We start from the raw sequence: 21,105 nt of genomic DNA, 5'->3' as shown, positions 1-21,105 counted from the left end.
CCCGCTCCTGTCAGGAATCGGGGCGCTGTCCGGTTCAGGAAGCGACCACCACCGAGACAGGAGTGCCACCATGAAGCACCGCATCGTCGTCCTCGGAGCGGGCTACGCCGGAGCCATGGCCGCTGGGCGCCTCGCCAAGCGGTTGCACCCCGGCGACACCGAGATCACCGTCGTCAACGCCGACGCGGATTTCGTCGAGCGGGTCCGCATGCACCAACTCGCCATCGGGCAGGACCTCAAACCCCGCCCGCTGAGCGAGATCTACGCCGGCACCGACGTCACGCTCCGGTTGGCGCGGGTCACCGCCGTCGACGCCGACCGCCGGACCGTCGCGCTCGCCGACGACCACGGCACCGACGAGATCGCCTACGACACGCTCGTCTACGCCCTCGGCAGCACCGCCGCCGACCATGGCGTCCCCGGGGTCGCCGAGCACGCGTACGACATCGCCGGCAGGCCGTCGGCGCTGCGGTTGCGCGACCGCCTCGCCCACCTCGCGGCCGGCGGGACCGTGCTCGTCGTCGGCGGCGGCCTCACCGGCCTCGAAGCGGTCACCGAGATCGCGGAGGCCCGGCCGGACCTCCGTGTCGCGCTCGCCGCCCGCGGTGGTCTCGGTGATTGGCTCAACGGCAGGGCGCAGCAGCACCTGCGCGGCGTCTGCGACCGGCTCGGCATCACCGTGCACGAGCACGCCGACATCGCGCGGGTCGAGGCGACCGGCGCGCTCACCCGCGACGGTCGGGAGATCCCGGCCCAGGTGACAATCTGGACGACCGGCTTCGCCGTGCACCCGATCGCCGCCGCCACGACCCTGGCGGTCGCAGAGACCGGGCAGATCATCGTCGACGACAGCATGCGGTCGGTCTCCCACCCCGAGGTGTACGCGGTGGGCGACGCCGCGATCGCCGCGGGACCGGGCGGCAAGCCACTGCGGATGTCGTGCGCCTCGGGCATCCCGATGGCCTGGCAGGCCGCCGACGCCATCGCCGCGCGGCTCACCGGTCGGACGAAGTTCCCCAAGGCCCCGCTGCGCTACTTCAACCAGTGCATCAGCCTCGGCCGCCGCGACGGCATCATCCAGTACGTCACCGCCGACGACCGGGCCAAGCCGGCTCTGCTCACCGGGAAGCTGGCGGCCCGCTACAAGGAGATCGTCTGCGCGGGCGCCGCCTGGAGCATCTCCCACCCGGTGCTGTACCCGGTCCGCCGCCACCGCGTCGTCGCGACCCGATCGGAGATCCGCACCGGCGTGTCCTGACCCGGTCGCGGACTCCTCGGCGGAGGCTACTCACTCCTCCGGCTGTTGATCCGCCCCACCGGACTCAGCCTGGCGCCCGGCCAGCCAGACGGCGTGCTCCTTGAGCAGGTATCCGATCCAGTAGACCGCGAAGAGGATCAGGAAACACGCGAAGAACACCCCCGAGACGATGCTCGCGATGATGAGTGCTTCCCGGCCGTCGCCCGCCCCGTGCGCGGCGAAGGCAACCAGGCCCAGCACGAAGAAGAGGACCATGTAGAGCGGCAGTGTCGAACTGTCCGCCGGGTGGGACGAGCGGGACGGCCACGGGAGGCGAGGGTCGCTGCTGATCACTTGAGGAGTATCGGGGCACGCCCGGTTCGCGGCTGTCCCTGCCGGACACGCGCTGGCGCTGTCGCCGGTGACCAGCAGCCGCGGGCATGCGGTCCCGCTCCGCCTCGACCGGTGGGGTCGATCCGGAGCGGGACCGTCCGACGGCCTACCCGTCAGAACCCGCCCCATTGCCGGGCCGAGCATTTCCAGGTCTTCCCGCCATCCTGCGAAACGCAGAACACCAGGATCTTGCCGAGGATCGGCAGGTTGAGGGTGAAAAGGTGCCCCTTGGTCTTCGCGTACACGACACCGGACTTCTCCGCGATGTCCGCAAGCGCCCACCCGGGATCCGGCCCGTCCACTGTCGCCACCCGCCGCAAGGACTCGACGTCCTTGCCGTCGAGCAGTGCCTTGATCTCATCCGCCGACGGCTCACCCTCGCCGACCAGGGTCTCCACGGTGTCCGGGCCGTCGACGGCGACGCCGTTGGCCTTCTCGAAGGCAGCCTTCGTCTCGCCGATCGTGGTGCCGCCGGCCAGGTCGAGGGTGAGGATCAGGTCGCCCGTCCGGCGCGACAGCAGGCATTCCCAGATGGACTTGCCCGACGCGACGCACATCGTCAGGCACCACTCCCGGCCGTCGGGGGCGGACGACGCGAAGAGCAGTGAGGTCGCCGTCGGGCTGTCGCCGGTGCCGTCGTACGTCCCGTCGGCGAGGTCGGCCATGGTCGTGCCGAGGACGCCCCGGCTGCCCGCAATCGTGCCGACGACAGTGACACCGTCGACCTCCTTGCCGGTGGCCAGCGCTTCGAGCTCGTCGCCGGTGAGGTTCCGCCCGCCGGTGTCGACGGCCAGCACCTTGTCCAGGTCGCCGACGGGCCGGCCGGTCAGCTCCTCGAACCGTTGCAGCATCGTCCCCGGCGCACCGGGGTGGTCGGTGATCGTCGTCCGGGCCGCACCGTCGGCGGCCTGCGACGGCGCGTACGAGGCGGTCAGCCCGACGATCAGGGCGGTCGTGACGACGGTGACGCGCCTGGTGATGTCCCGCAGAGTTGTCATCTTCTTCCCCTCACTGTCTCGATGAGCACTGTCGGTCGGGCTACCAGCGGCACGTGACGATGTCGCCGACATCGTTGGGGGATCCCCAGTCGCAGTGGTCGTCGATCCACTCACCGATCTCGCCGATCGTGTCGACGATCCAGGCGAACACCGACTTGATCGCTCCCCAGAGGCTGAAGTAGACGACTGTCGTCTCGGGTGTGCCGCCGGCCTCGTCGATGATCTCCTTCGTCGACATGGCGGCGTCCGGCTTCTCGACGATGTCCAGCACCCGTACGCCGGTGTCGTCCTTGCCCGCCAGCAGCGCCGCGACCTGCTCCGGGGTCCGCTGCTTGCCGTCGTCGACCGCCACGATCGCGCGGTCGACGAACACCTCCCGGCTGCCGCTGACGGCCTGGGCGATGCCGGCGATCTCGCCCACTGTGAGGTCGTTGCCGAGCGCCGGGCCGGTGAACCGCCGGACCGACACGGCACCGGCGGGGTCGACCTGGATCTCACCGGCCGTGATCATGTCGTCGGCCGCGAAGGGCGCCCAGCCGAACGTCCACAGTCCGCCGACGCAGCGGAACGCGCCGTACTCCTTGCCTTCGGGCGCTGTCTCGGTACGGACGGTTCCGCCGCGTTCGTCGACGTGCTGGACCAGGCAGTCGGCGCCCTTCCGCGGCGGCTTGACGGTCTGGGCCACGGCGGCGGAGGACATGGCCAGCACCGTCGCGCTGGCCACCCCGATCACCGCGAGGCGGTGTGCCAAAAGACTCATCGAACGCTCCATTCCTGGTGCGGAAGAAACTGGTGTCCGAAGAGTGCCGGGCCGCGCTGAAGCGGCCCGGAAACGGCGCTGAAAGCGGGGTACGTCAGTGCAGTCGACTCGCGTCGAGCTGGTCGAGGTTGGCGCGGATCGAGTCGGCGTCGGCATCGCCGAGTTCGTCGAGGATGGTCAGGGCCCGCCGCCAGGCGGCACGGGTGGCACCGAGGTCACCGAGCGCCCGGTGGCTGCCGCCGAGGTTGACGTACGTGCTCGCCTCGGCGTACCGGTCGTGGACCTGCGTGAAGAGTTCGAGGGCGTGCTCGTAGCAGGCGATCGCCCGCCGGTCGTCACCGAGCTGGTGGTGGGCGTGGCCGAGGCTGTCCCAGGTGTCGGCCTGCCCCTGGACGTCGTCCACCTCCTGCAACATCCGCAGCGCCTCACCGCACGAGGCAAGGGCGCTGTGGTAGTTGCCGAGCAGCGCCTCCTGCCAACCGACCGCGTTGAGGGTGTAGCCCTGACCCGCCCGGTTCCCCGCCGACCGGAACAGGGCCAGCGCCCGCCGGGAGTGGGTGAGCGCCTGCTGGTGCTGGCCCTGCCGCTCCGCCAGCTGACCAAGGTTCAGGCAGGTGTGTGCTCGTCCGGCGTCGTCGCCGACGTCGGTGAACAGGTCGAGCGCCCGCCGCAGGTGGTCGTCGGCCTCGTCGTACCGTCGGAGCCGGGAGCAGGCGAGACCAAGGCTGCGGTGCGCGTGGCCCTGCCCGGCCTGATCCCCGATGCGGGACGCGGCGGCCAGCGCGATCCGTTGCGTGCCCAGCCAGTCCTGCCAGTGCCCCTGCCGGTGCAGGAAGCCGGCCATGGCCCAGGCGAGCCGCCAGGCGTGCCCCTCGAACCCGGACCGCGCCGCGAGCGGCACCGCGGCGAGCAGGACGGGAACCTCGGTGCTGAACCACGCCCCGGCGGCCGACCGGTTCCGGGGTCGTTCCGGCAGCACGCCCGCGCGGGGCGGCGGGAGACTGATCGCGCTGAAGTGCGGGTGCAGTGCGAGGTCGGCGGCGTGCGCGGTGTGCAGGCAGTGGTCGAGCAGCCGGTGCACGGCGGCCCGCTGCTCGGCCGGCGGCTCCGCCTCGTCGGCGAGGCTGGCCGCGTACGCGCGCAGCAGGTCGTGGAACGCGTAACGCCCGTACGTGTGCTCGGTGAAGAGATTCGCCCGGGTCAGCTCGGTGAGCAGCGGACCGATCGCCGGCCCGTCAGCGCCGGCCAGGCTTGCCACGGCCGGGGCGGACACGTCCGGGCCGGGATGCAGGCTCAGCAACCGGAACAGTCGGGCAGCGGGTGGGCTGAGCGTCCGGCACGACCAGGAGAAGACCGCCCGGACGTCGGTGGCCTCGTCACCCGCGTGGAAGGCGTCCAGGTCGCCCAGCTCACCGGCGACGGCGGCCAACGAGAACTGCCGGTTGGTGGCGGCTCTGGCCGCCACGATGGCCAGGGCGATGGGTAGCCGCGCGCAGCGGTCGGCGATGTCGTCAGCCGCCGCGGGTTCGGCGGCGACCTGACGCTCGCCGAGCCGACGGACCAGCATGTCGCGGGCCTCGCCAGGGCTCAGCAGATCGAGGGGCACCGGCTGGGCGCTTTCGGTGACGACCAGCGGGATGAGCTGGTCGCGGCTGGTGACGATCGCGAGGCAGTGCGGTGAGCCGGGCAGCAGCGGCCGGACCTGTTCGGCGTCGCGCGCGTTGTCCAACACCACCAACAGGCGCTTGCCCGCGAGCGTCGTGCGGTACAAGCTCACCATCGCGTCCGGGTCGCCGGGCATCCGTGCCGCCGGAACACCGAGCGCCTCCAGGAAGCCGTGCAACGCCCGCGCCGGGTCGGTCGGTGTGGCCGCCGGGTCGAAACCCCGCAGGTTGACGTAGAGCTGCCCGTCGGGAAAGCGTGTGGCCGCGCGGTGCGCCCAGTGCACGGCGAGCGCTGTCTTGCCGACGCCGGCGGTCCCGGAGACCACGACGGCACCGCCCCGCTCGACGAGCGCGTCGAGGGCGGCCAGCTCCGCGGTGCGCCCGGTGAACGTCGGTACGGGAGGAGGCAGCTGCGCCGCCACCGGCGCCACAGCGGCAGCGGCGGGTGCGGGCGCGGCGATGGCGGTGTCCTGGCGCAGGATGGCGCACTCCAGGTCCCGCAGTCGCGGACCCGGGTCGATGCCGAGGTGCTCCCGCAGGTTGTCGCGCAGCCGTCGGTACGCGGCGACCGCCTCGCCCTGCCGGCCGTCGCGGTACAGGGCGAGCATCAGCTGAGCGTGCAGGTGCTCGTCGAAGGGGTGCTGTCGGACGAGCCGTTCCAACCCGGGAAGGAGCCCCGCGTGCTCGCCGACGGACAACCGGGCCTCGACGAGCGACCGTTCGGCCTCCAACCGCAGGCGTGCCAGGTGTTCCGCCTGCTCCTCAAGCCACGCCGACCCGGCCACGTCGGCCAACGGTGGACCCCGCCACAGCGCCACCGCCGCCGTCAGGTGCTTCACCTGCTCGTGGCCGTCCGTCGACCGCCGGGCCAGCTCGATGAGGCGTTCGGCGACCTGCACGTCGGTGGAGTCCGGCCCGGTGTCGAGCAGGTAACCGGGCTGGCGCGCCACGATCGATCCCGGCTCGCCGAGCACCCCGCGCAGATAGGAGACGTGACGCTGCAACGTGTTCGCCGCGGTGGCCGGCAGGTGGTCGCCCCAGACCACATCGATGAGCCGGTCGACGCTGACCACCCGGCCCACGTGCAGCGCCAACGTCGCCAGCACCGCCTTGCGGCGCAGGCCGTTCACCGCCTGCGGACTGCCGGCGACGACCACCTCCACCGGCCCGAGCAGCCTGACGCGCACGCCAGTGCCAGCCATTGAGATCACCAGGTCAGGCTATTCCTGAGCCCAGCGAGCTCGGTCTGTTCGTCGCGCACTGGACACGATCCGCTGTCGAGCCCGGCAGCACTCGGCCCACGCGTCGTAGGCTGACCACTCGCCCCTGAGTCGTCGATGGAGAGCGCAGTGACCACACGCAGCGGCAAGGTGATCGCCGACCAGACCATCTCCGCCGACGGGTACTCGGCCGGTCACAACCAGACCGAGGAACGCCCGTTCGGCGACGACGGCGGTGACGGCTGGGGCGCGGGGCTGCACTCCTGGATGTTCGACGCCGCCGACGAGAACCGGGCCGAACTCGACCAGACCAGAGCCGCCTCAGCGGTCATCATGGGGCGCAACATGTTCGGCCCGGTGCGCGGCGCGTGGGACCGGCAGTGGAACGGCTGGTGGGGTGACGATCCGCCGTTCCACAAGCCGGTGTTCGTGCTCACCCATCACGCGCGTGAGCCGCAGCCGATGGAGGGCGGCACCACCTTCCACTTCGTCACGGACGGGATCGAGTCGGCGCTCGCGCAGGCGCGCGCGGCGGCCGGCGACGGCGACGTCCTGATCCACGGCGGCTCGACCACCATCAACCAGTACCTCGCCGCCGGTCTGGTCGACGAGCTGCGGCTGCACATCGCGCCGCTCACCCTCGGCGCCGGCGTACGGCTGTTCGAGGGTGTTCCGCCACTGAACCTCGAACAGGTGACGGCGCGGGCGGCGAGTTCGGTGCTGCACGTGACCTACCGCGTGCTGAAGTGAAGCCGTGCGCCACCGCGTGAATTGCTCCGGGGGTGGTGACGGTGGCGCGCGTCGGTCGCATCGACGGCAGCGAACGCCTGCGGCGTGGTGTGCATCGACCGTTGTAGGGTGCCCGCCGTGGGATACACAGTGTCACCGTCAGGCCGTCTGCACCTCCCGGAGTCGGAGGACGCCGCCGCGGCCATCGCCGTCCAGGCCGCGCTGGCTGAACGAGGTGACTGGTACGGGCCGGACGGGTTTCCGTCCGATGGCACGCTGGTCGACCTCGCGGAGGCGGCCCGCGCCTCCATCGTCCGCGACGCGGACTGGATCGAGTTCGGGCACGACGACGAGGGCGATCCCAAGTGGTCGGACCGGGCAACCGCCTTCTACGTCGCGATTGCACCGTTCGTTAGCGAGGGCACCGTGGAGATCGAGGGTGAGGACGGGGCCCGCTGGTCGTACACCTACGCGGACGGGCAGGTGACCCAGCGAGGTTGGAACGGGTGGGATGGGTCCGTCGAGCCGTTTGGCGACTACGTGGAGCACCCGGCCTCGGATCACTCGTAGCCGCGACTCCCTCACCGGCCGCCCGGGGTTTCGGTGAACGGATCTTCTCGGCGGGCGGTCTCCCAGACCGGTCGCTGCGGCTCGTCGTTGTGCACGACGATGTCGGCGTGCTGGGTCGGGCAGGCCGTAGCGAAGTAGAGCTGCTGAGAAGGGATGTAACGCTCGCGCCAGCGTCGTTCGACGTCGGCCCGAGGTGACACCAGCCGCTCCCGGATGACGGCACGATCCACTGTCATCTCCAGTGCCGTGGACACGAAGATGCGCAGGTCCCACCGATCGACCAACTCCGGGCGCAGGAGGAAGACGCCGTCGAAGACGAGCACGGCGTCGGGTGGGGCGGTCGTGACCGGCGGGGACAGCACAGCGTCCGCGGCGCGGTCGTAGACCGCGTGTTGGAAGCGCCGATCTCCGCCCGGCCCGAGCGGGTCGAGCAGGACCCTTTTCAGCGCGTCGTTGTCGTGGGTGTCGTGGTAGCAGCCTTCGGCCGAGTACTCGCCGCGCGGATAGCGTTGTGCTCGGGGGAAGAGGAAATCGTCGATCGAGGCGCGGATGACGTCGCGGCCCTGGTCGCGCAGGACGACGGCCAGTTCGTCGGCGAGGGTGGTCTTGCCGGCGGCGGGCGGTCCGTCGACGGCGACCCGCGTCGGGTGCGCGACGGTCACGGACCCGACCGCCTCAGCCAGGCGGTGGATCAGGTCGTCGCGGGTGCCGTGGGCCAGGTCTGCTGGTTCTCGTCTCACATCGCTCCCCCACCGTCCGTCGACGGCCCGCGAACTGGATGCGAATCCCTGTCACAGTGGGTCACATCACGTATGGTCGTCCGATGGTCGCACGGTTGCTGGCGTACCTCCGCCCCCCGCTTGTCGTCTGCGGACACGTGGTGGCACTGGTGTTGCTCGCCCTGGACGCGCGCCGTGAATGGAGTGCGTACGGGCTTGTCGTGCTTCTCCTGCTGCTTGGTGCGCTTGCCGCGATACCGGCGGCGCTGGTCGACTCGCCGAGGTTCCGGCTGGTCAGCCTGGCCGCACAGACCGTCGGAGCCGGCGTCGTCGCGTTGGGTCTGCACGACTCGGCCGACAAGCGGGCGCTCTGGGTGTACGTGCTGTCCGCACTGGTGGCGGTGGTCTCGCCGACCAGCCGGCCGGGGCTTGGCCGGATGACAGTGATCGGCGTGGGGTCGGCAGTGGTGCTCACCGTCGGCGTGTCAGCTCCGGCACTGGCCTGGGGTGGTGGTCAGCCCGAGGCGGTGGTGTGCGTGCGGCAGGGGGAATCCGCTGACGAACTGGTGCGCGAGAGCCACCGCTTCGACCCCGACGGCGTGGTAGCAGGCTTCGGGTCCGAAGGGCCGCAGGCACCGTGCCTGGAGGTGCTGTTCGATCCCGGTGCCACCGCTGGCGACGCCGCCGACGTCGTCCGCCGCTACTCCGTGGACCCGAGGGTCTCCTCCGTCAACCGGACGCGCTGACGCTGGAGGGTCGACTGGTCTGGGCGATTCCGTGGTGGGGCGGGCGGGACTCGGACCCCCACACCGCTCCCGACGCGCGGGGAACCACGGGTCTAACATCCCAGGTCATGCGTAGGTTCTTCACCGTTGGGAGTCGGACTCTTTCCTATCTGGACTTCGGTGGCCCGGGTGCTCCCCTCCTGGCTCTTCACGGGCACTACAACGAGGCGTCGGCATTCGCGCCGCTGGCTGAGGCGTTGGCACCGCAGTGGCGGGTGATCGCGCTCGATCAGCGCGGGCACGGAGCGTCGGACCGTGCCGAGAGCTATGCGCGTGACGATTATGTCGCCGACCTCGCCGCGTTCCACCGGCACCTGCAGGTCGGCCCCGTGGCGGTGCTGGGCCACTCACTTGGCGGAGTCAACGCCTACCAGTACGCCGGGCGGTACGCGGACCGGGTCACCGCGCTGATCGTCGAGGACATCGGCGCGGACGTGGACGTTGATTGGTCGTTCACGACCAGCCTCCCCCGCCACGCGCCGTCGCGCGATGCGCTGACCTCGGCACTGGGCGCGGCGGCGCCCTACCTGGAGTGTTCCTTCCGCCAGTTCACGGACGGATGGGGCTTCTCATTCGACATCGGCGACACGGTCGCGTCCCAGCAGGCACTCAGCGGTGACCACTGGAAGGACTGGGTTTCGGTGAGCTGCCCTACTCTCCTGATCCGTGGTACGCGCAGCGATGAACTGGCGGCGGACCACGCTCGCGAGATGATCGCCCGTCGCGCCGGCCAGGCTCGTCTTGCCGAGCTGCCCGCCGGTCACGTGGTGCATCACGACGCTCAGGCAGAGTTCGCCGCCGCCGTTCGCGCCTTTCTGTCCGAACTCGGGAATCGTCCCGACTCAGGATCGCGTCCATAACGCCGCCCGGTTGCTCATGCGCGTTAGGGTGCGCCGTGATCGTATGGATCAACGGCACCCACGGCGCGGGCAAGACGACGACCAGCGCGCTCGTGCAACAACTGATCCCGAATTCACGGGTGTTCGACGCCGAGAAGGTCGGCGAGACACTCATGGACATCACGCCGGGGCTGCCCGAGACGGACAACTTCCAGCACTGGCCGCCGTGGCGGCAGCTCGTCGTCGAGACCGCCCACCGCGTGCTCGACTACACCGGCGGCACTCTGGTGATGCCCATGACCGTCCTGGTCGAGCAGTACTGGCGCGAGATCAGCGGAGGCCTCGCCCAGCACGCCATACCGGTGAGGCACTTCGTCCTCCACGCCGACCAGGACACCCTCCGCAGGCGTATCGAGGGGGAACACCCCGTCCCCTCCCCGTTCCGCCTCAAATACCTTGAGCCCTACGCCGAGGCGGCCCGCACCTGGCTACATGCCGAAGCCGAGGTCGTTGACACCACGCACCTCACGCCCGCCCAGGCAGCCCAGCAGATCGTTCTCCGGGCCACCGGGGGGATCTCGGGCACGCTCCTGGCGAGACCTGAAGGCCGGCACTGACGGTCGTTGTCCGGGTCGTCGGCAGCATGGCTGACCGGGGGGACGGCTGGTGGGGCGGGCGGGACTCGAACCCGCGACCGAGGGATTATGAGTCCCCTGCTCTAACCGGCTGAGCTACCGCCCCGAACACCGCGCCGGATCTTATCCCGCTCGGCGGTCAGCAGCCAGCACCGCGCCGGCCGGCGCCCACGCCTGCGCCAGCACGATGGGCAACAGGAATATAACAGCGTGCTCAGGTACGCCTGTCAGCCGGCACGCAGCTCGTCCAGCACCGCGCCGGCGGCGCGCCAGCCGCTGGTGAGAGCGCCCTGGATCGATGGGCTGTCCCGGTGGTCACCGGCCACGAACAGGCCCTCCCCCAACGCCACCGGCTTGCGCAGTTGGCCCTGCGGTGGGGGTGCGGCGGGTAGCGCCTCGGGGACGGCGACGGTGGTGAGGTGGGTCCAGTCGGCGGTGGAGCGGCCGTACAGCCGGGTCAGCTCGGCCCGGATGGTCGGCTCGGGTGGGGCCGTCGGGCCGACCACCGAGGTGGCGATCAGGTGTCGTCCGGTCGGCGCGTATGTGGGGGCGGCGTTGCTGAGCACCACGGTGTTGGCGACGAGTTCGCGCCGGTCGCCGTCGACGAGCAGGATCGGCTCGGTGAGGGGCGGCTCGGGCGCGCTGTGGTAGTAGGTGGTGTAGCTGTGCATGCGTACCGTCGCCAGGGTCGGCAGCAGCGCGGACGCGGCGGGTGGGTCGACGGCGACCACGACGGCCCGGCAGCGGATGTCGCCGGCCTGGGTGCGGACCCGGCCCGGAGCGACCTCCGCGACGGGGGTGTCCAGGTCGAGCAGGTCGGCGGGTAGCGGCGCGGCGATGGCCAGTGGCAGCGCGGCCATCCCTTCGGCGGGCAGGCCGATCCGGCCGCGGGCGAAGGAGCGCAGCACCATTGCCAGTACGCGGCTGGAGGTGGACAGCTCCCGGTCGATGAAGACACCGGAGAGGAACGGTCGCAGCAGTTCCTCGATGAAGGCGTCGGAGAGGCCGGCGCGGCGTAACGCCGTCTCGGTGCTGGTCTCCGGCGCGGCGAGCAGCCGGGACGTGGGCAGGGTGGCGCAGCCGGTGGCGAGCGCGGCGAAGCGCAGCCGGTCGAGCAGCGAGCCGACCCCGGCGAGCGCGGTGCCGGGCCCGCCGGTCGGTTCGCGCACTGGGTTGACCAGCCGCAGCAGGTTGTCGCCCTTGCGGACCAGCACACCGGAGGTGAAGTAGCCGAGGTTGAGCTGGCCGGTGTCGAGTAGCGTGCCGAGCCGGGGGTAGGCGGTGTTGAGCACCTGGAAACCCCGGTCGATGAGGTGACCGTCGATCACGTCGGTGGCGACTCGACCGCCGAGTCGGCCGCTGGCCTCCACCAGCCGCCAGGGCACGCCGGCGCGGTGCAGTCGGCGGGCGGCGGCGAGGCCGGCCAGGCCGCCGCCGATGATGACGACGTCGACCTCAGCGCCCATGCCCTCATCCTAAGCCGATCAGCAGCGCGACCTCGGTGGTTGCCACGGACGGCGAGGAGTACGTGGACGCGAACGAACCCCGGGTTCTCGGCAGGTCCGAGGCCCCGGGGTTCGGGAGGGAACGTCAACCGGCGAGCGCCAGATCGGCGGTCGTGGCCTTGATGCCGCGCATGAGCGTGAGGACGGCCTGGACGGACGGCAGCATCAACGCGCCGGAGCGGGTCAGCGTGACGCCGGCGGAAGTACGGACGAACAGCTTCGTGCCGAGGGTCATCTCCAGGCACTTGATCTGGTAACTCACTGCGGGCTGCGAGTAGCCCAGGGCCCGGGCCGCCATGTCCATCCGTCCGTGCTCGGCCACCGCGACGAAGGCCTGTAGTTCGCGCTCGTTCACCTGATACCCCCGAATATCGACTGGCTCCGCTTGGCTTGTCATCACCAGGCAGTCATCAGAGTAATGACTTTCGTCATGCCGGTCAATACCGTCCGGCGGAAGTCCCAGCCGCATCGTGCCCGGTCAGAGCAGCTTTCAGGAAGTACACAGCCAACGTGTGGTGACTCCATCGGAGTCATGCGCTACAGGAGAGTGAGTCATAACCGATGACTGGATCGGACGAGGGCCGCCGTTGACGGTCGGTCGTCCCACACGACGACGAGGACCTCCGTCGCAGGTGGCAGTCCCACCTCGACCGGAGGTCCTCGTGATTACCGCTTGTCGGTGCCGCCCACACCCGACCTCGACCAGCGGGCCGCGGCGGCGCACCCGGCACTGGTCACCAGAGCGTCGTCGAAGCGCCGCAGGCGGTGCCCGCGCACAGCCGGGCGGTGGCGGAGGGCCGACCGATCAGGAAGGTCTGGAAGGTCGTGACGAACGACTGCGGGCTCTCGCCGGCGCACGTCACCGGCGACTCCCAGGTGGTGCCGCCGTGCTGGATCTGCACGTGGAAGCAGCCGGTGGCGGTGCCGGTCGTGATGATGCCCTTGACCGTACGCTTCTGGCCGACGCCCAGCGGGTCCTGCTGGACGGTCTGGGTGCCGCTCGCCGTGGCACCGTCATAGGCCACCTGCCACGCCAGGGGCAGCACGGACGTGGTGGCGGACGGGCGGGCGAGCGCGGGCGCGGCGACGGAGACCGCGGCGGCAGTCATCAGTACGGTCGCGGTGACCACCCGGCGGACTTTTCCTGACAGGGACATGAATTGCCTCCGAATACCGATCGATGGTTCGGGAAGCGGCGCGGCGGAAATGATGCGGCAGGTTACCGATCACATTGCCGTGCTCTCGCCGAAGCAATCTCAGCCATCGGGTGACGGGGCGGGCAACGCCATATCGAACTCTTGAAAGAGCAGCCCAGCCGCAGGCGGGGCGGCGCGCGATTTTAAGGGCAGCCGGCTGCCTTACGCCACCCCCGATCAGCCTGGCTCCAAAAAATTCGAACCAGACTCCACCGGCGCGACGCGAGCCACTAGACATAGAGGCATGACGAAGCACACCGCAGCCGCCGCCACTGACGACTCCCGCCTCGTTCGCCGCCTGGTGATGCCGGCGATCGCGTTCGCCGCGATCGCGCTCGCCGGCTCGCAGGCCACCGACGAGGCCGCGACCGACACGTCTCAGACCGGCGTCGTCGCGGTCGCCGACGCGCCGGAGCTCGCGGCCCCGGCGTCGGCCGACTGGCCCTGGTGAACGACGACGCTCGAACAGCCGGTCGCGGCAGCGAGGGAGCCGCGGCCGGCTTCGCGCCCTCCATCACCTGACGGTGCTGGAGGGCTTCTTCATGTGCCCACCGCTTGTTCACGGACCCGGCTCAGGACGCCGGGGCGTCATCCACCTCACGCCAGATCTGGACCGCCCGCCGGTACGCCGAAGCCGCCTCGGCGAGCTGAGCCGCCCGGCGCAACGAGCCGGCGGCCTCCTCGGACCGCCCGCAGCGGCGCTGGGCCCGGCCGACGGCCAGGACGAAACGCACCCGCTCGATGGCCGACAGGTCGGCCTCGTCGACGGTGCTGGCGATCTCCAGCGCCCGCTCCGGCTCGCCGACAGCCACCGCGTACCGGACCTCCAGGCTGGCGGCGGCGGACGGTGAGGTGGCGAGATCGGCGGCGGACATGGCGGCGCGGGCGGCGACCATGTGCGCGGTGATCTCCGACAGGTCGGCTTCGGCGTCCATCAGCGCGGACACCGCCGCGGCGGCGAACCGCGCCCAGTCCCGCAGCGAGGTGGTGGGGTTGGCCAGCATCTCCCGTGCCGAGCGCAGGTGCTCCAGCGACCGCTCGACCTCGCCCATCCGGGCCATCGCGATGCTCGCCACCCAGTGCGCGCGACCGGTGATGGCGGGGCTGTCCAGCTCCAGCGCCATCGCCATCATCCGCTCGACGATCCGGATCACCTCGGCCCCGCCGCCGGCGTCGCTCAGCACCGAGATGTGCACCGCGTACAGGCGAATGTGCTCGCTGCCACGGACGAACGCGGTGCTGGTGATCTCCTGCTCGGCGAGCTCGATGTGGGTGAAGGCCTCGTCGAGGCGGCCGACGTCACGGGCCGCCCCAATCAGCGCGATGCGGGCGCGCACGAGCGCCTCCGGGACGCCGGTCTTCTCGGCGACCTCGACGAGTTCCTCAAGCAGCGCGTGTCGGGCGACCCGGTCGTTGCGCTGCTCCAGGATTCGTTCCAGGGCCAGGCCGTGGCTCAGCATCGACGCCGCCTCGCCGGCTTCCCGGGCGGCACGGTAGGCGCTGGTCAGCCCCTGCTCGGCGCGGACCAGATCGCCCTGTTCGATGGCGCTGCTGGTGACCAGTTCCTGGGCGAGCCGGGCGGCCTCCACTGGCGGTCGCGCACCGTCGTCGGACGGTCGCGGCCCCGGCGTCGGCGCGGGCGCCGGGTCCAGGGCGGCGTCGTCGACCAGGGCCGCCATCGGTACGCCGAGGACACCGACCAGGTGGGCGACGACCTCCAGCGTCGGCACCCGGGTGCCGGACTCGAGCAGCGAGATGTAGGACTGGTTGACCGCACCCACGGCAAGGTCCCGTTGGGACATTCCGCGTTCGGTGCGGAGGCGTCGCAGCCGTCGCCCGAAGTCGGGCTGAGCAATCTGCGTGGCCATGCGACTACCTCGTGTGCCTTTCCGTAATCCAATACGACGCGGTCCGACGCTGGACCAGGGAGCAGAATACGCCGAGCACGCCGACGCATCGCCTCCGCCGAATGGCCCGCGCTGAATTCTGCCGGGACCATACCGGGGTACGGGAGCGGGGGCGGTGAACGCCCCCGCGAGCAACCCCGGGGGAAGGTGCTCGCGGGGGCCGGGACCCGTCACGGCCCGGAGGTGATGACTCCGGTATATGACTGGCCCCGGCTACCTGCCCGACGGGGTCCGACTGGACACCTCCGGGCGGGTCGCGCCTGCTCCCCTCTATCCCACCGAAACCGACGCAGTCCGACAAGTCGCTATTGAAGATTTCGAATCGACACCGGGCGACGACGCCTGGCGCGGTGCGGCACCGGCAGGTGAGCGGTTCAGCAACCGGTCCAGCACCCCCCGGGCCACCCGGGCGTCGAACCGGGCCGACAGCCCCGCTCCGGCCGTCGCGGCGAGGCGTCCGGCCAGCTCGTCGTCGCGGAGCAACCGGACCAACTCGCCGGCCAGCTCCGCGGCGGTCTCCCCGCCCAGGACGTCGACGCCAGCCACCAGGCCCATGCCCTCGAAGGCGATCGGTGTGCCCACCACCGGTACGCCGTACTCGATCGCCTCACCCACCTTGCCCTTGACGCCGGCGCCGTAGCGCAGCGGTGCGACCGCCACCCGGGCCTGCCGGTACATCGGTGCCAGATCGGGCACCCAGCCGTGCACGGTGACCCGGTCACCGGCCATGGCCCTGACCGCCGGCGGCGCCGCGTCACCGACCAGATCTACCGTCACCTCTGGCATCTCGGCCCAGACCAGCGGCATGATCTCGGTACACAGCCAGCGGGCCGCGTCGACGTTCGGCTCGTGCAGATAGTTGCCGACGAAGAGCACCCTCGGCGTCGACGCCCGCTGCGCAGTGGTCCGCGCCGGCCGGTGGATGTTCGACAGCACCTCGACCCACGCGTCGGGCACCAACTCCCGCAGCAGGTGACGCTCCTCGTCGGAGACCACCAGCGTCACGTCGCATTCCCGGGTCAGCAGCAACTCCACCGCCCGCATGCTGTCGGCTCGGGCCCGCAGCGCGTACCGGTCCGGGCTGCCCTGCGCGGCGGCCAGCGCCGCCTGCCGGTCGAGTCGACGAAAGTGCACATCGACCGTGTCGTACGCGACGAGGCAGCCCGGCGCGGCGTCGCGCACCCGCGCCAGCATCTGCACCGCCGGCTCGGGCCGGCAGAGCAGCGCCAGGCCGATCCGGTGCCCCTGGTCGGCGAGGAACCGGACCTGCTGCCTCCGGTCGGTGATGACACCGACGCCGACCGCCCGCAACCGGTCCGCGTACTGCCGCTCGGCCGTCCCGTTCTGCGGAAGGAACACGACCTGACGCCCGAGGGCGAGCAGCTCGTCGATGACGCGTTGCAGGCGCAACGAACCGGAGTCGCGGTCCGGTGTCGGCAGCTGGTGGTCGACGACGAGGACCAGGTCGGCGGCGGGTGACACGGCGGTCAGCTCGCGGCGAACAGAATCAGGAGCTGTGCCGTGTCCAGCCCGTGGAAGGCGTCCCGCAGCGGGCCGGACGCCCAGGCGGTCCGGGCGATCTCGGCGGCCCGCTGCCGGGTCGCCTCGTCCCGGGCACCGGGGACCGCGCCGATGCCGTGCAGGATCGTGATCAGCACGGCGGTCTCCTCGTCGGGCCGCGCGCCGTTGAGGGCCGCGTCGATCCCGGCCCGGATCTCCCGCTCCCGCGAACCGTCAGCGGTCGGGAAGCTGCGGGTCTTCACCAGGCCGAGCACGCGATTCTCCTCGACCCGGATCGCGCCGTCGGCGGTGAGCAGCTCCAGCAGCGGCTTCCAGCAGTCGTGCCCGAGGTTCTCGGCGGCCCAGCCGACCTTGGTCGGCTTCTCCCCCAGCTTCGCCAGCGCGGTGTCCAGGGCGGGGTCGCCGGTCGGGGTGCCGTCGGAGACCACCACCCGGGCCTCCCGGGCGTCGTCCGACGCGGGGATCGAGATGCGACCGGCCCGCACCAGGTCGAGCAGCACGGCACTGCCGACCGCCCGGTACCGGCGGCCGAGGTCGACGGTGCTGCGCCCGCTCTCGTCGTCGAGCAGCAGCAGGACAAGGTCTTCGGCCAGTCGGGACATGAGCACTCTCCTCGGTGGGATCGGATGAACATCGAACAGCTACGGGTGGATCAGGGTCAGGCCGCGCGGCGGCTCAGGGCGCGGTCGCGGCGGGCGGCCATCGTGGAACCGGACTCGCGGCGGGCCATCAGGCGCAGCACCACCGGCGCGGCCAGCATGCCCAGCACCGCCCAGCCGCCGAGCACCGCCACCGTCTCCCAGTGCCGCCACGACTCGCCGATCTCGGCGGCGAGGGCGCTCTCCGGCAGCAGCGCGGACCGGGCCGCCAACCCCAGCCAGTACAGCGGGAACACCTGCGCGACGACCTGCAACCAGGTCGGGAAACCGGCGATCGGGTGGAAGATGCCGGAGATGGTGGCGAGGGCGAAGACCGGCAGCATGATCAGACCGATGCTGCGCGGGCTCTCGATCAGCGAGCCGAAGACCGCGCCGAGGGGCAGCATCGCCAGCAGGCCCAGCGGCAGCAGCCAGAGCAGGGTGAGCCACCGCCCGGCCTCGCCGAGGTGCAGACCGTCGACGAGCAGCGCGCCGGTGCCGAGCACCGCGACCCAGGCGACCAGGACCATGCCGGCGACCAGCAGCACCTTGCCGATCAGGTACGACACCATCCCGTGCGGCAGCGCCTTGAGTCGCAGCAGCGTGCCGTCCTCGCGTTCGACGACGAGTTGCTGCGCCAGGTTGAGCAGGCCGTTGAAGCCGATGCACATGCTGAGCAGGCTGGGCAGGACGAAGGCCGCCACCGACACGTCGGTGCCGGCGAGCATGTTGTCGCGCAGGAAGTAGATCGGTGCCAGCAGGCCGATCAGCCACACCAGGTTGCTGCCGAGGTCCTGACCGTTGCTGAGCACCTGGCGCAGCTCGGTGCCGCCACGACTCAGGCCCTGCCGTACGGCGTTGCCCGTCACGTTCATCGTTTCGCCTCCTCGCCCGCCACCATGGACAGGTAGATCTCCTCCAGACCGGCCCGGTGCACCCGCAGGTCGTCGACCTCTGCGCCATCCTGGATCAGCTGCCGCACGAACGCGGAGACATCGGCGGTACGGGCGCTGTGCGCCCGGCCGCCGCTGGTCCAGGTCACCTCGGCCTCCCCGCCGAACTCGCGGGCCAGCTCGGCGACGGTCCCCCGGGCGGCGATCCGACCGCCGGCCAGGATCAGCACCTGGTCGGCCAACTTCTCGGCCTCGTGCAGGTCGTGGGTGGTCAGCAGGATCGTCATCCGGGCGTCGGCCAGGGTTCGGAGCAACTCGTGGAACTCCTGCCGAGCCTGCGGGTCGAAGCCGACGGTGGGCTCGTCCAGGAAGAGGACCTCGGGCCGGCCGACGATGCCGACGGCGATGTCGAGGCGGCGGCGCTGCCCGCCGGAGAGCGCGGCGATCGGCTTGTCGGCCTGCTCGGTCAGCCCGACGGCGGCCAGCAGCTCGTCGACATCCCAGGGCCGGGTCACGCCGTCGGTCGCGTACGGCCGGTAGAAGGAGCCGAAGTGCGACAGCAGCTCCCGGACCCGCCACTTGCCGTGGTCACGCCAGGACTGCAGGACGATGCCGAGCCGGGCCCGCCACGCCTCGTCGCCACGGGCGGGGTCGACGCCGAGCACGCTGACCTCACCGGCGGACCGGAGCCGGAAGCCTTCCAGGATCTCGATGGTGGTGCTCTTGCCGGCGCCGTTGGGCCCGAGCAGGGCGACGATCTGGCCTTGGGTGATGGTGAAGTCGATGCCACGCAGCACCTGCTGGGTGCCGTAGCTCATCCGCAGCCCGCTTACCCGCACCACGGGCGGCGGCTCCGCGGGGGCGGTCCGGACCGGATCCGGTGCGGTGAGAGTGCTCGTCATGCCGCGCGTCCTTTCTCGACAGGGGTTGCCCCGGCCAGGGGCAGGTGCAGTTCGATGTGGTCGGCGGCGGCGCGGGCACCACCGGCGGCGGCGATCTCGGCGCGCAGTTCGTCGAGCCGTACCCGGGTTTCGGGGCTGGTCGTGACGGCCCGCACCGCGTCGCGCACGGCTTCCGCGGCGAAGGCCCGGGGCGGGACGACCCGGCCGACGCCCAGGGCCTCGACGCGGGCGGCGGTCACGAACTGCTCGACGCCCTGCGGGACCACCACCAGCGGCACGCCCTGGGTGAGCCCTTCGAGGACGCTTCCGGTGCCGCCGGCGGTCACGAAGACGCCGGCCTGTTCCAGCACCCGCACCTGCGGCACCCAGCGGTGCACCTCGACGCCGGCCGGGAGGTCGCCCAGCGCGGCCGGATCGACTGTGGTGCCGGTGGCGATCACCACGTGCCAGCCGTCGCCGGCCAATGCCGCCGCGCAGTCGGCGAAGACACCGGGCCGGGTGTTGTACGTGGTGCCGAGCGAGACCAGGGCCACCGGGCGGCCCGGCGGGGCGGTCCAGTCACCGTCGGTGCGTCGACGCCACGGCACCGGGCCGACGAAGAGGTACGAGTCGTCCACCTGCGCGGCGTTGACCTGCAACGATCGCGGCATCGCCACCACGCACGGCTTGACGTCGGGGGCGACCCGCACGGGGGCGCCGATCTGCTCCTCGCTGCCGGAGTAGAAGACGTGGGTCGGTGAGAACTGCACCTCCGGCACCCGCCAGTGCCTCGCCAGCAGCGGTGCGTGGGCGGTGACGGTGTCGTACACGATCAGGTCCGGGCGGTCGCCCTGGTACGCCGCCGCGACCTGCGGCAGCGCGACGTCGCGTTCGCGGGCGAAGACCGCGGCGGCCTGCCGGCCGTCGTCGTCGGTGGCGAGCCATCCGCGCCCGGGGGTGCCGGGCGACGGGAACGTCGAGGTGTACGGCACCAGCGCGGCGCCCGCCTCCTCGACCAGCGCACCGAAGGCGGGTGCGGTGGCGAAGGTGACGCGGTGCCCCCGGCCGACGAGCTCCGCCACCACGCCGAGCATGGGGTTCACGTGACCGTGCAGCGGCACGGACATGAAGGCGATGTGGGCTCCGGGCGGCGAGTGGGCTGGCGTCACGGTTGTTCCCCCCTCTTCCAGGTTGGCCGCCGCCGGTGCGAACGATCGGGTCGCTACGGACGGGGGCGGTCGTCGGTCACCACGCTGTCGGCGACTCGGCGAAGCTCGGCCATGTGCGCGGTGAAGACAGTTCTACCGAGCGGTGTGAGCGCCACCCAAGCGTGGATTCGAGAATTGAATGACTCCTTGCGCACTGTCACGTAACCGGCTTCCTGCAACACTTTGAGCTGCTTGCTGAGCACGGAGTCGCTGACCGCCAGGGCGTCGCGGATGGTCGAGAACGACAGCGACTCGACGCGGCTGAGCATGGCGCAGATCTGCAGTCGGTTGAGTGGGTGGATGACCTCGTCGAAGCCGGACCTCATGCCCGCCGGCCCAGGTCACGTACGAGCGCCGCGTCGATGCGATGGCCGGCGACGATCGTGATGACGAGCATGACGACGCCGCAGACCGCCATGCTGCCGCGCAGGTCGGCACCCCATTCGAGGGCGAGTCCGAGCACGATCAGCGCGGGCAGCGCCGCACCGGCGCGGACGCTGATCCGGCGGGCGCCGGGGGTCGCGTGGTAGCGGTCCAGTGAGATGCCGGTGACGTGGTTGGCCGCGAGGTTGAACAGCAGTGGCCCGACCAGCAGACCGATGATCACGCCGTACGGGATCCACGCCCAGCCGATGGAGACCGCCGCGAACGCCCACAGCAGGGACAGGCCGATACCCAGGTGGTACCACCAGGGCGCGACGGCCCGGTCGGCGATGATCTCGCGGCCACCGGCGACCTGGACCAGTGCCTGGCGCGCTTCCTGCGGGCCTATCCGGTTCATGATTCCTCCTGTTTCCATAATGGAAA

At 71.2% G+C, this 21,105-nt stretch carries 23 protein-coding genes and 1 tRNA gene; 7 read left to right on the top strand and 17 right to left on the bottom strand.

The annotated features are described in order from the left end of the window. Nucleotides 1-70 precede the first annotated feature (70 nt). A complete protein-coding gene (locus KBX26_RS11565; RefSeq protein WP_210865410.1) occupies nt 71-1,258 on the top strand; it encodes an NAD(P)/FAD-dependent oxidoreductase in 1,188 nt (395 codons plus the stop codon). 30 nt (nt 1,259-1,288) lie between these two features. Here KBX26_RS11565 and KBX26_RS11560 read toward each other — a convergent pair whose 3' ends face one another. From KBX26_RS11560 to KBX26_RS11545, 4 genes are all read right to left on the bottom strand, one after another. Further along, nucleotides 1,289-1,591: a hypothetical protein gene (locus tag KBX26_RS11560; protein ID WP_210865409.1), complete on the bottom strand. Its 303-nt coding sequence runs from the start codon at nt 1,589-1,591 to the stop codon at nt 1,289-1,291. A gap of 152 nt (nt 1,592-1,743) precedes the next feature. Continuing rightward, nucleotides 1,744-2,628: a hypothetical protein gene (locus KBX26_RS11555; protein WP_210865408.1), complete on the bottom strand. Its 885-nt coding sequence runs from the start codon at nt 2,626-2,628 to the stop codon at nt 1,744-1,746. A 40-nt stretch (nt 2,629-2,668) separates the two neighbouring features. After that, nucleotides 2,669-3,388, bottom strand: a complete 720-nt coding sequence (locus tag KBX26_RS11550; RefSeq protein WP_210865407.1) for a hypothetical protein — start codon at nt 3,386-3,388, stop codon at nt 2,669-2,671. A 94-nt stretch (nt 3,389-3,482) separates the two neighbouring features. Next, the gene (locus KBX26_RS11545) at nt 3,483-6,254 is read right to left on the bottom strand and encodes a BTAD domain-containing putative transcriptional regulator (RefSeq protein WP_210865459.1); all 2,772 of its coding nucleotides are present in this window, start codon (nt 6,252-6,254) and stop codon (nt 3,483-3,485) included. A gap of 147 nt (nt 6,255-6,401) precedes the next feature. Here KBX26_RS11545 and KBX26_RS11540 point away from each other — a divergent pair, with 147 nt between their 5' ends. Together KBX26_RS11540 and KBX26_RS11535 are read left to right on the top strand one after the other, a co-directional pair. Beyond that, on the top strand, nt 6,402-7,022 hold the full coding sequence (locus KBX26_RS11540) for a dihydrofolate reductase family protein (RefSeq protein WP_210865406.1): 621 nt from the start codon (nt 6,402-6,404) through the stop codon (nt 7,020-7,022). Between the two features lie 117 nt (nt 7,023-7,139). Then, nucleotides 7,140-7,571 carry a hypothetical protein gene (locus KBX26_RS11535; RefSeq protein ID WP_210865405.1) on the top strand — a complete coding sequence of 144 codons (432 nt, stop codon included), beginning with the start codon at nt 7,140-7,142 and terminating at the stop codon, nt 7,569-7,571. A gap of 11 nt (nt 7,572-7,582) precedes the next feature. On the opposite strand, the gene KBX26_RS11530 is transcribed toward KBX26_RS11535, so the two are convergent. After that, a complete protein-coding gene (locus KBX26_RS11530; protein WP_210865458.1) occupies nt 7,583-8,290 on the bottom strand; it encodes a uridylate kinase in 708 nt (235 codons plus the stop codon). A 104-nt stretch (nt 8,291-8,394) separates the two neighbouring features. Here KBX26_RS11530 and KBX26_RS11525 point away from each other — a divergent pair, with 104 nt between their 5' ends. The 3 genes from KBX26_RS11525 (at nt 8,395) to KBX26_RS11515 (ending at nt 10,531) form a co-directional block, all read left to right on the top strand. Continuing rightward, nucleotides 8,395-9,036, top strand: a complete 642-nt coding sequence (locus KBX26_RS11525; RefSeq protein ID WP_030330367.1) for a hypothetical protein — start codon at nt 8,395-8,397, stop codon at nt 9,034-9,036. A 107-nt stretch (nt 9,037-9,143) separates the two neighbouring features. Beyond that, on the top strand, nt 9,144-9,935 hold the full coding sequence (locus KBX26_RS11520; RefSeq protein WP_210862647.1) for an alpha/beta fold hydrolase: 792 nt from the start codon (nt 9,144-9,146) through the stop codon (nt 9,933-9,935). 35 nt (nt 9,936-9,970) lie between these two features. After that, nucleotides 9,971-10,531, top strand: a complete 561-nt coding sequence (locus tag KBX26_RS11515) for an AAA family ATPase (RefSeq protein WP_210865404.1) — start codon at nt 9,971-9,973, stop codon at nt 10,529-10,531. A 47-nt stretch (nt 10,532-10,578) separates the two neighbouring features. Here the strand turns inward: KBX26_RS11515 and KBX26_RS11510 are convergent. From KBX26_RS11510 to KBX26_RS11495, 4 genes are all read right to left on the bottom strand, one after another. Continuing rightward, nucleotides 10,579-10,655: transfer RNA gene (locus KBX26_RS11510), tRNA-Ile, on the bottom strand. A 121-nt stretch (nt 10,656-10,776) separates the two neighbouring features. Continuing rightward, complete coding sequence (locus tag KBX26_RS11505; RefSeq protein WP_210865403.1) at nt 10,777-12,015, bottom strand: FAD-dependent oxidoreductase; 1,239 nt, start codon at nt 12,013-12,015, stop codon at nt 10,777-10,779. 124 nt (nt 12,016-12,139) lie between these two features. Continuing rightward, nucleotides 12,140-12,409 carry a LysR family transcriptional regulator gene (locus KBX26_RS11500; RefSeq protein ID WP_030330371.1) on the bottom strand — a complete coding sequence of 90 codons (270 nt, stop codon included), beginning with the start codon at nt 12,407-12,409 and terminating at the stop codon, nt 12,140-12,142. Nucleotides 12,410-12,788: 379 nt separating this feature from the next. Continuing rightward, entirely contained in the window at nt 12,789-13,211 is a 423-nt protein-coding gene (locus KBX26_RS11495) for a hypothetical protein (RefSeq protein WP_156057403.1), read from the bottom strand. Nucleotides 13,212-13,494: 283 nt separating this feature from the next. Between KBX26_RS11495 and KBX26_RS11490 the strand changes: the two genes are divergently transcribed. Next, nucleotides 13,495-13,701, top strand: coding sequence for a hypothetical protein (locus tag KBX26_RS11490; RefSeq protein WP_210865402.1), 207 nt, complete (start codon nt 13,495-13,497; stop codon nt 13,699-13,701). A gap of 121 nt (nt 13,702-13,822) precedes the next feature. On the opposite strand, the gene KBX26_RS11485 is transcribed toward KBX26_RS11490, so the two are convergent. The 8 genes from KBX26_RS11485 to KBX26_RS11450 form a co-directional block, all read right to left on the bottom strand. Then, a complete protein-coding gene (locus tag KBX26_RS11485) occupies nt 13,823-15,118 on the bottom strand; it encodes a helix-turn-helix domain-containing protein (RefSeq protein WP_081883761.1) in 1,296 nt (431 codons plus the stop codon). A gap of 309 nt (nt 15,119-15,427) precedes the next feature. After that, nucleotides 15,428-16,639, bottom strand: a complete 1,212-nt coding sequence (locus KBX26_RS32970) for a glycosyltransferase family 4 protein (protein WP_210865401.1) — start codon at nt 16,637-16,639, stop codon at nt 15,428-15,430. A 5-nt stretch (nt 16,640-16,644) separates the two neighbouring features. Further along, nucleotides 16,645-17,280: a GPP34 family phosphoprotein gene (locus KBX26_RS11475; RefSeq protein WP_210865400.1), complete on the bottom strand. Its 636-nt coding sequence runs from the start codon at nt 17,278-17,280 to the stop codon at nt 16,645-16,647. 56 nt (nt 17,281-17,336) lie between these two features. Next, the gene (locus KBX26_RS11470) at nt 17,337-18,191 is read right to left on the bottom strand and encodes an ABC transporter permease (protein ID WP_030330377.1); all 855 of its coding nucleotides are present in this window, start codon (nt 18,189-18,191) and stop codon (nt 17,337-17,339) included. Next, nucleotides 18,188-19,111 carry an ABC transporter ATP-binding protein gene (locus KBX26_RS11465; RefSeq protein ID WP_030330378.1) on the bottom strand — a complete coding sequence of 308 codons (924 nt, stop codon included), beginning with the start codon at nt 19,109-19,111 and terminating at the stop codon, nt 18,188-18,190. Before KBX26_RS11465 ends, KBX26_RS11470 begins: the two co-directional genes overlap by 4 nt. Next, entirely contained in the window at nt 19,108-20,259 is a 1,152-nt protein-coding gene (locus tag KBX26_RS11460) for a nucleotide disphospho-sugar-binding domain-containing protein (RefSeq protein WP_210862395.1), read from the bottom strand. Before KBX26_RS11460 ends, KBX26_RS11465 begins: the two co-directional genes overlap by 4 nt. 53 nt (nt 20,260-20,312) lie before the next feature. After that, the gene (locus KBX26_RS11455; protein WP_030330380.1) at nt 20,313-20,624 is read right to left on the bottom strand and encodes a transcriptional regulator; all 312 of its coding nucleotides are present in this window, start codon (nt 20,622-20,624) and stop codon (nt 20,313-20,315) included. Next, nucleotides 20,621-21,097 carry a hypothetical protein gene (locus KBX26_RS11450; protein WP_210865399.1) on the bottom strand — a complete coding sequence of 159 codons (477 nt, stop codon included), beginning with the start codon at nt 21,095-21,097 and terminating at the stop codon, nt 20,621-20,623. The genes KBX26_RS11455 and KBX26_RS11450 overlap by 4 nt, the downstream gene beginning before the upstream one ends. Between the last annotated feature and the right edge of the window lie 8 nt (nt 21,098-21,105).

The organism is Micromonospora sp. C97 (genome assembly GCF_018070385.1).
Lineage (GTDB): Bacteria > Actinomycetota > Actinomycetes > Mycobacteriales > Micromonosporaceae > Micromonospora > Micromonospora parva.
This window is presented reverse-complemented; position numbering and strand designations above follow the sequence as displayed.

Excerpts from the sequence above, each read along its gene's own strand:
- KBX26_RS11565 (WP_210865410.1), top strand. The coding sequence starts at position 71 with ATGAAGCACCGCATCGTCGTCCTCGGAGCGGGCTACGCCGGAGCCATG.
- KBX26_RS11555 (WP_210865408.1), bottom strand. The coding sequence starts at position 2,628 with ATGACAACTCTGCGGGACATCACCAGGCGCGTCACCGTCGTCACGACC.
- KBX26_RS11550 (WP_210865407.1), bottom strand. The coding sequence starts at position 3,388 with ATGAGTCTTTTGGCACACCGCCTCGCGGTGATCGGGGTGGCCAGCGCG.
- KBX26_RS11545 (WP_210865459.1), bottom strand. The coding sequence starts at position 6,254 with ATGGCTGGCACTGGCGTGCGCGTCAGGCTGCTCGGGCCGGTGGAGGTG.
- KBX26_RS11525 (WP_030330367.1), top strand. The coding sequence starts at position 8,395 with ATGGTCGCACGGTTGCTGGCGTACCTCCGCCCCCCGCTTGTCGTCTGC.
- KBX26_RS11520 (WP_210862647.1), top strand. The coding sequence starts at position 9,144 with ATGCGTAGGTTCTTCACCGTTGGGAGTCGGACTCTTTCCTATCTGGAC.
- KBX26_RS11505 (WP_210865403.1), bottom strand. The coding sequence starts at position 12,015 with ATGGGCGCTGAGGTCGACGTCGTCATCATCGGCGGCGGCCTGGCCGGC.
- KBX26_RS11495 (WP_156057403.1), bottom strand. The coding sequence starts at position 13,211 with ATGTCCCTGTCAGGAAAAGTCCGCCGGGTGGTCACCGCGACCGTACTG.
- KBX26_RS11490 (WP_210865402.1), top strand. The coding sequence starts at position 13,495 with ATGACGAAGCACACCGCAGCCGCCGCCACTGACGACTCCCGCCTCGTT.
- KBX26_RS11485 (WP_081883761.1), bottom strand. The coding sequence starts at position 15,118 with ATGGCCACGCAGATTGCTCAGCCCGACTTCGGGCGACGGCTGCGACGC.
- KBX26_RS11475 (WP_210865400.1), bottom strand. The coding sequence starts at position 17,280 with ATGTCCCGACTGGCCGAAGACCTTGTCCTGCTGCTGCTCGACGACGAG.
- KBX26_RS11470 (WP_030330377.1), bottom strand. The coding sequence starts at position 18,191 with ATGAACGTGACGGGCAACGCCGTACGGCAGGGCCTGAGTCGTGGCGGC.
- KBX26_RS11465 (WP_030330378.1), bottom strand. The coding sequence starts at position 19,111 with ATGACGAGCACTCTCACCGCACCGGATCCGGTCCGGACCGCCCCCGCG.
- KBX26_RS11455 (WP_030330380.1), bottom strand. The coding sequence starts at position 20,624 with ATGAGGTCCGGCTTCGACGAGGTCATCCACCCACTCAACCGACTGCAG.
- KBX26_RS11450 (WP_210865399.1), bottom strand. The coding sequence starts at position 21,097 with ATGGAAACAGGAGGAATCATGAACCGGATAGGCCCGCAGGAAGCGCGC.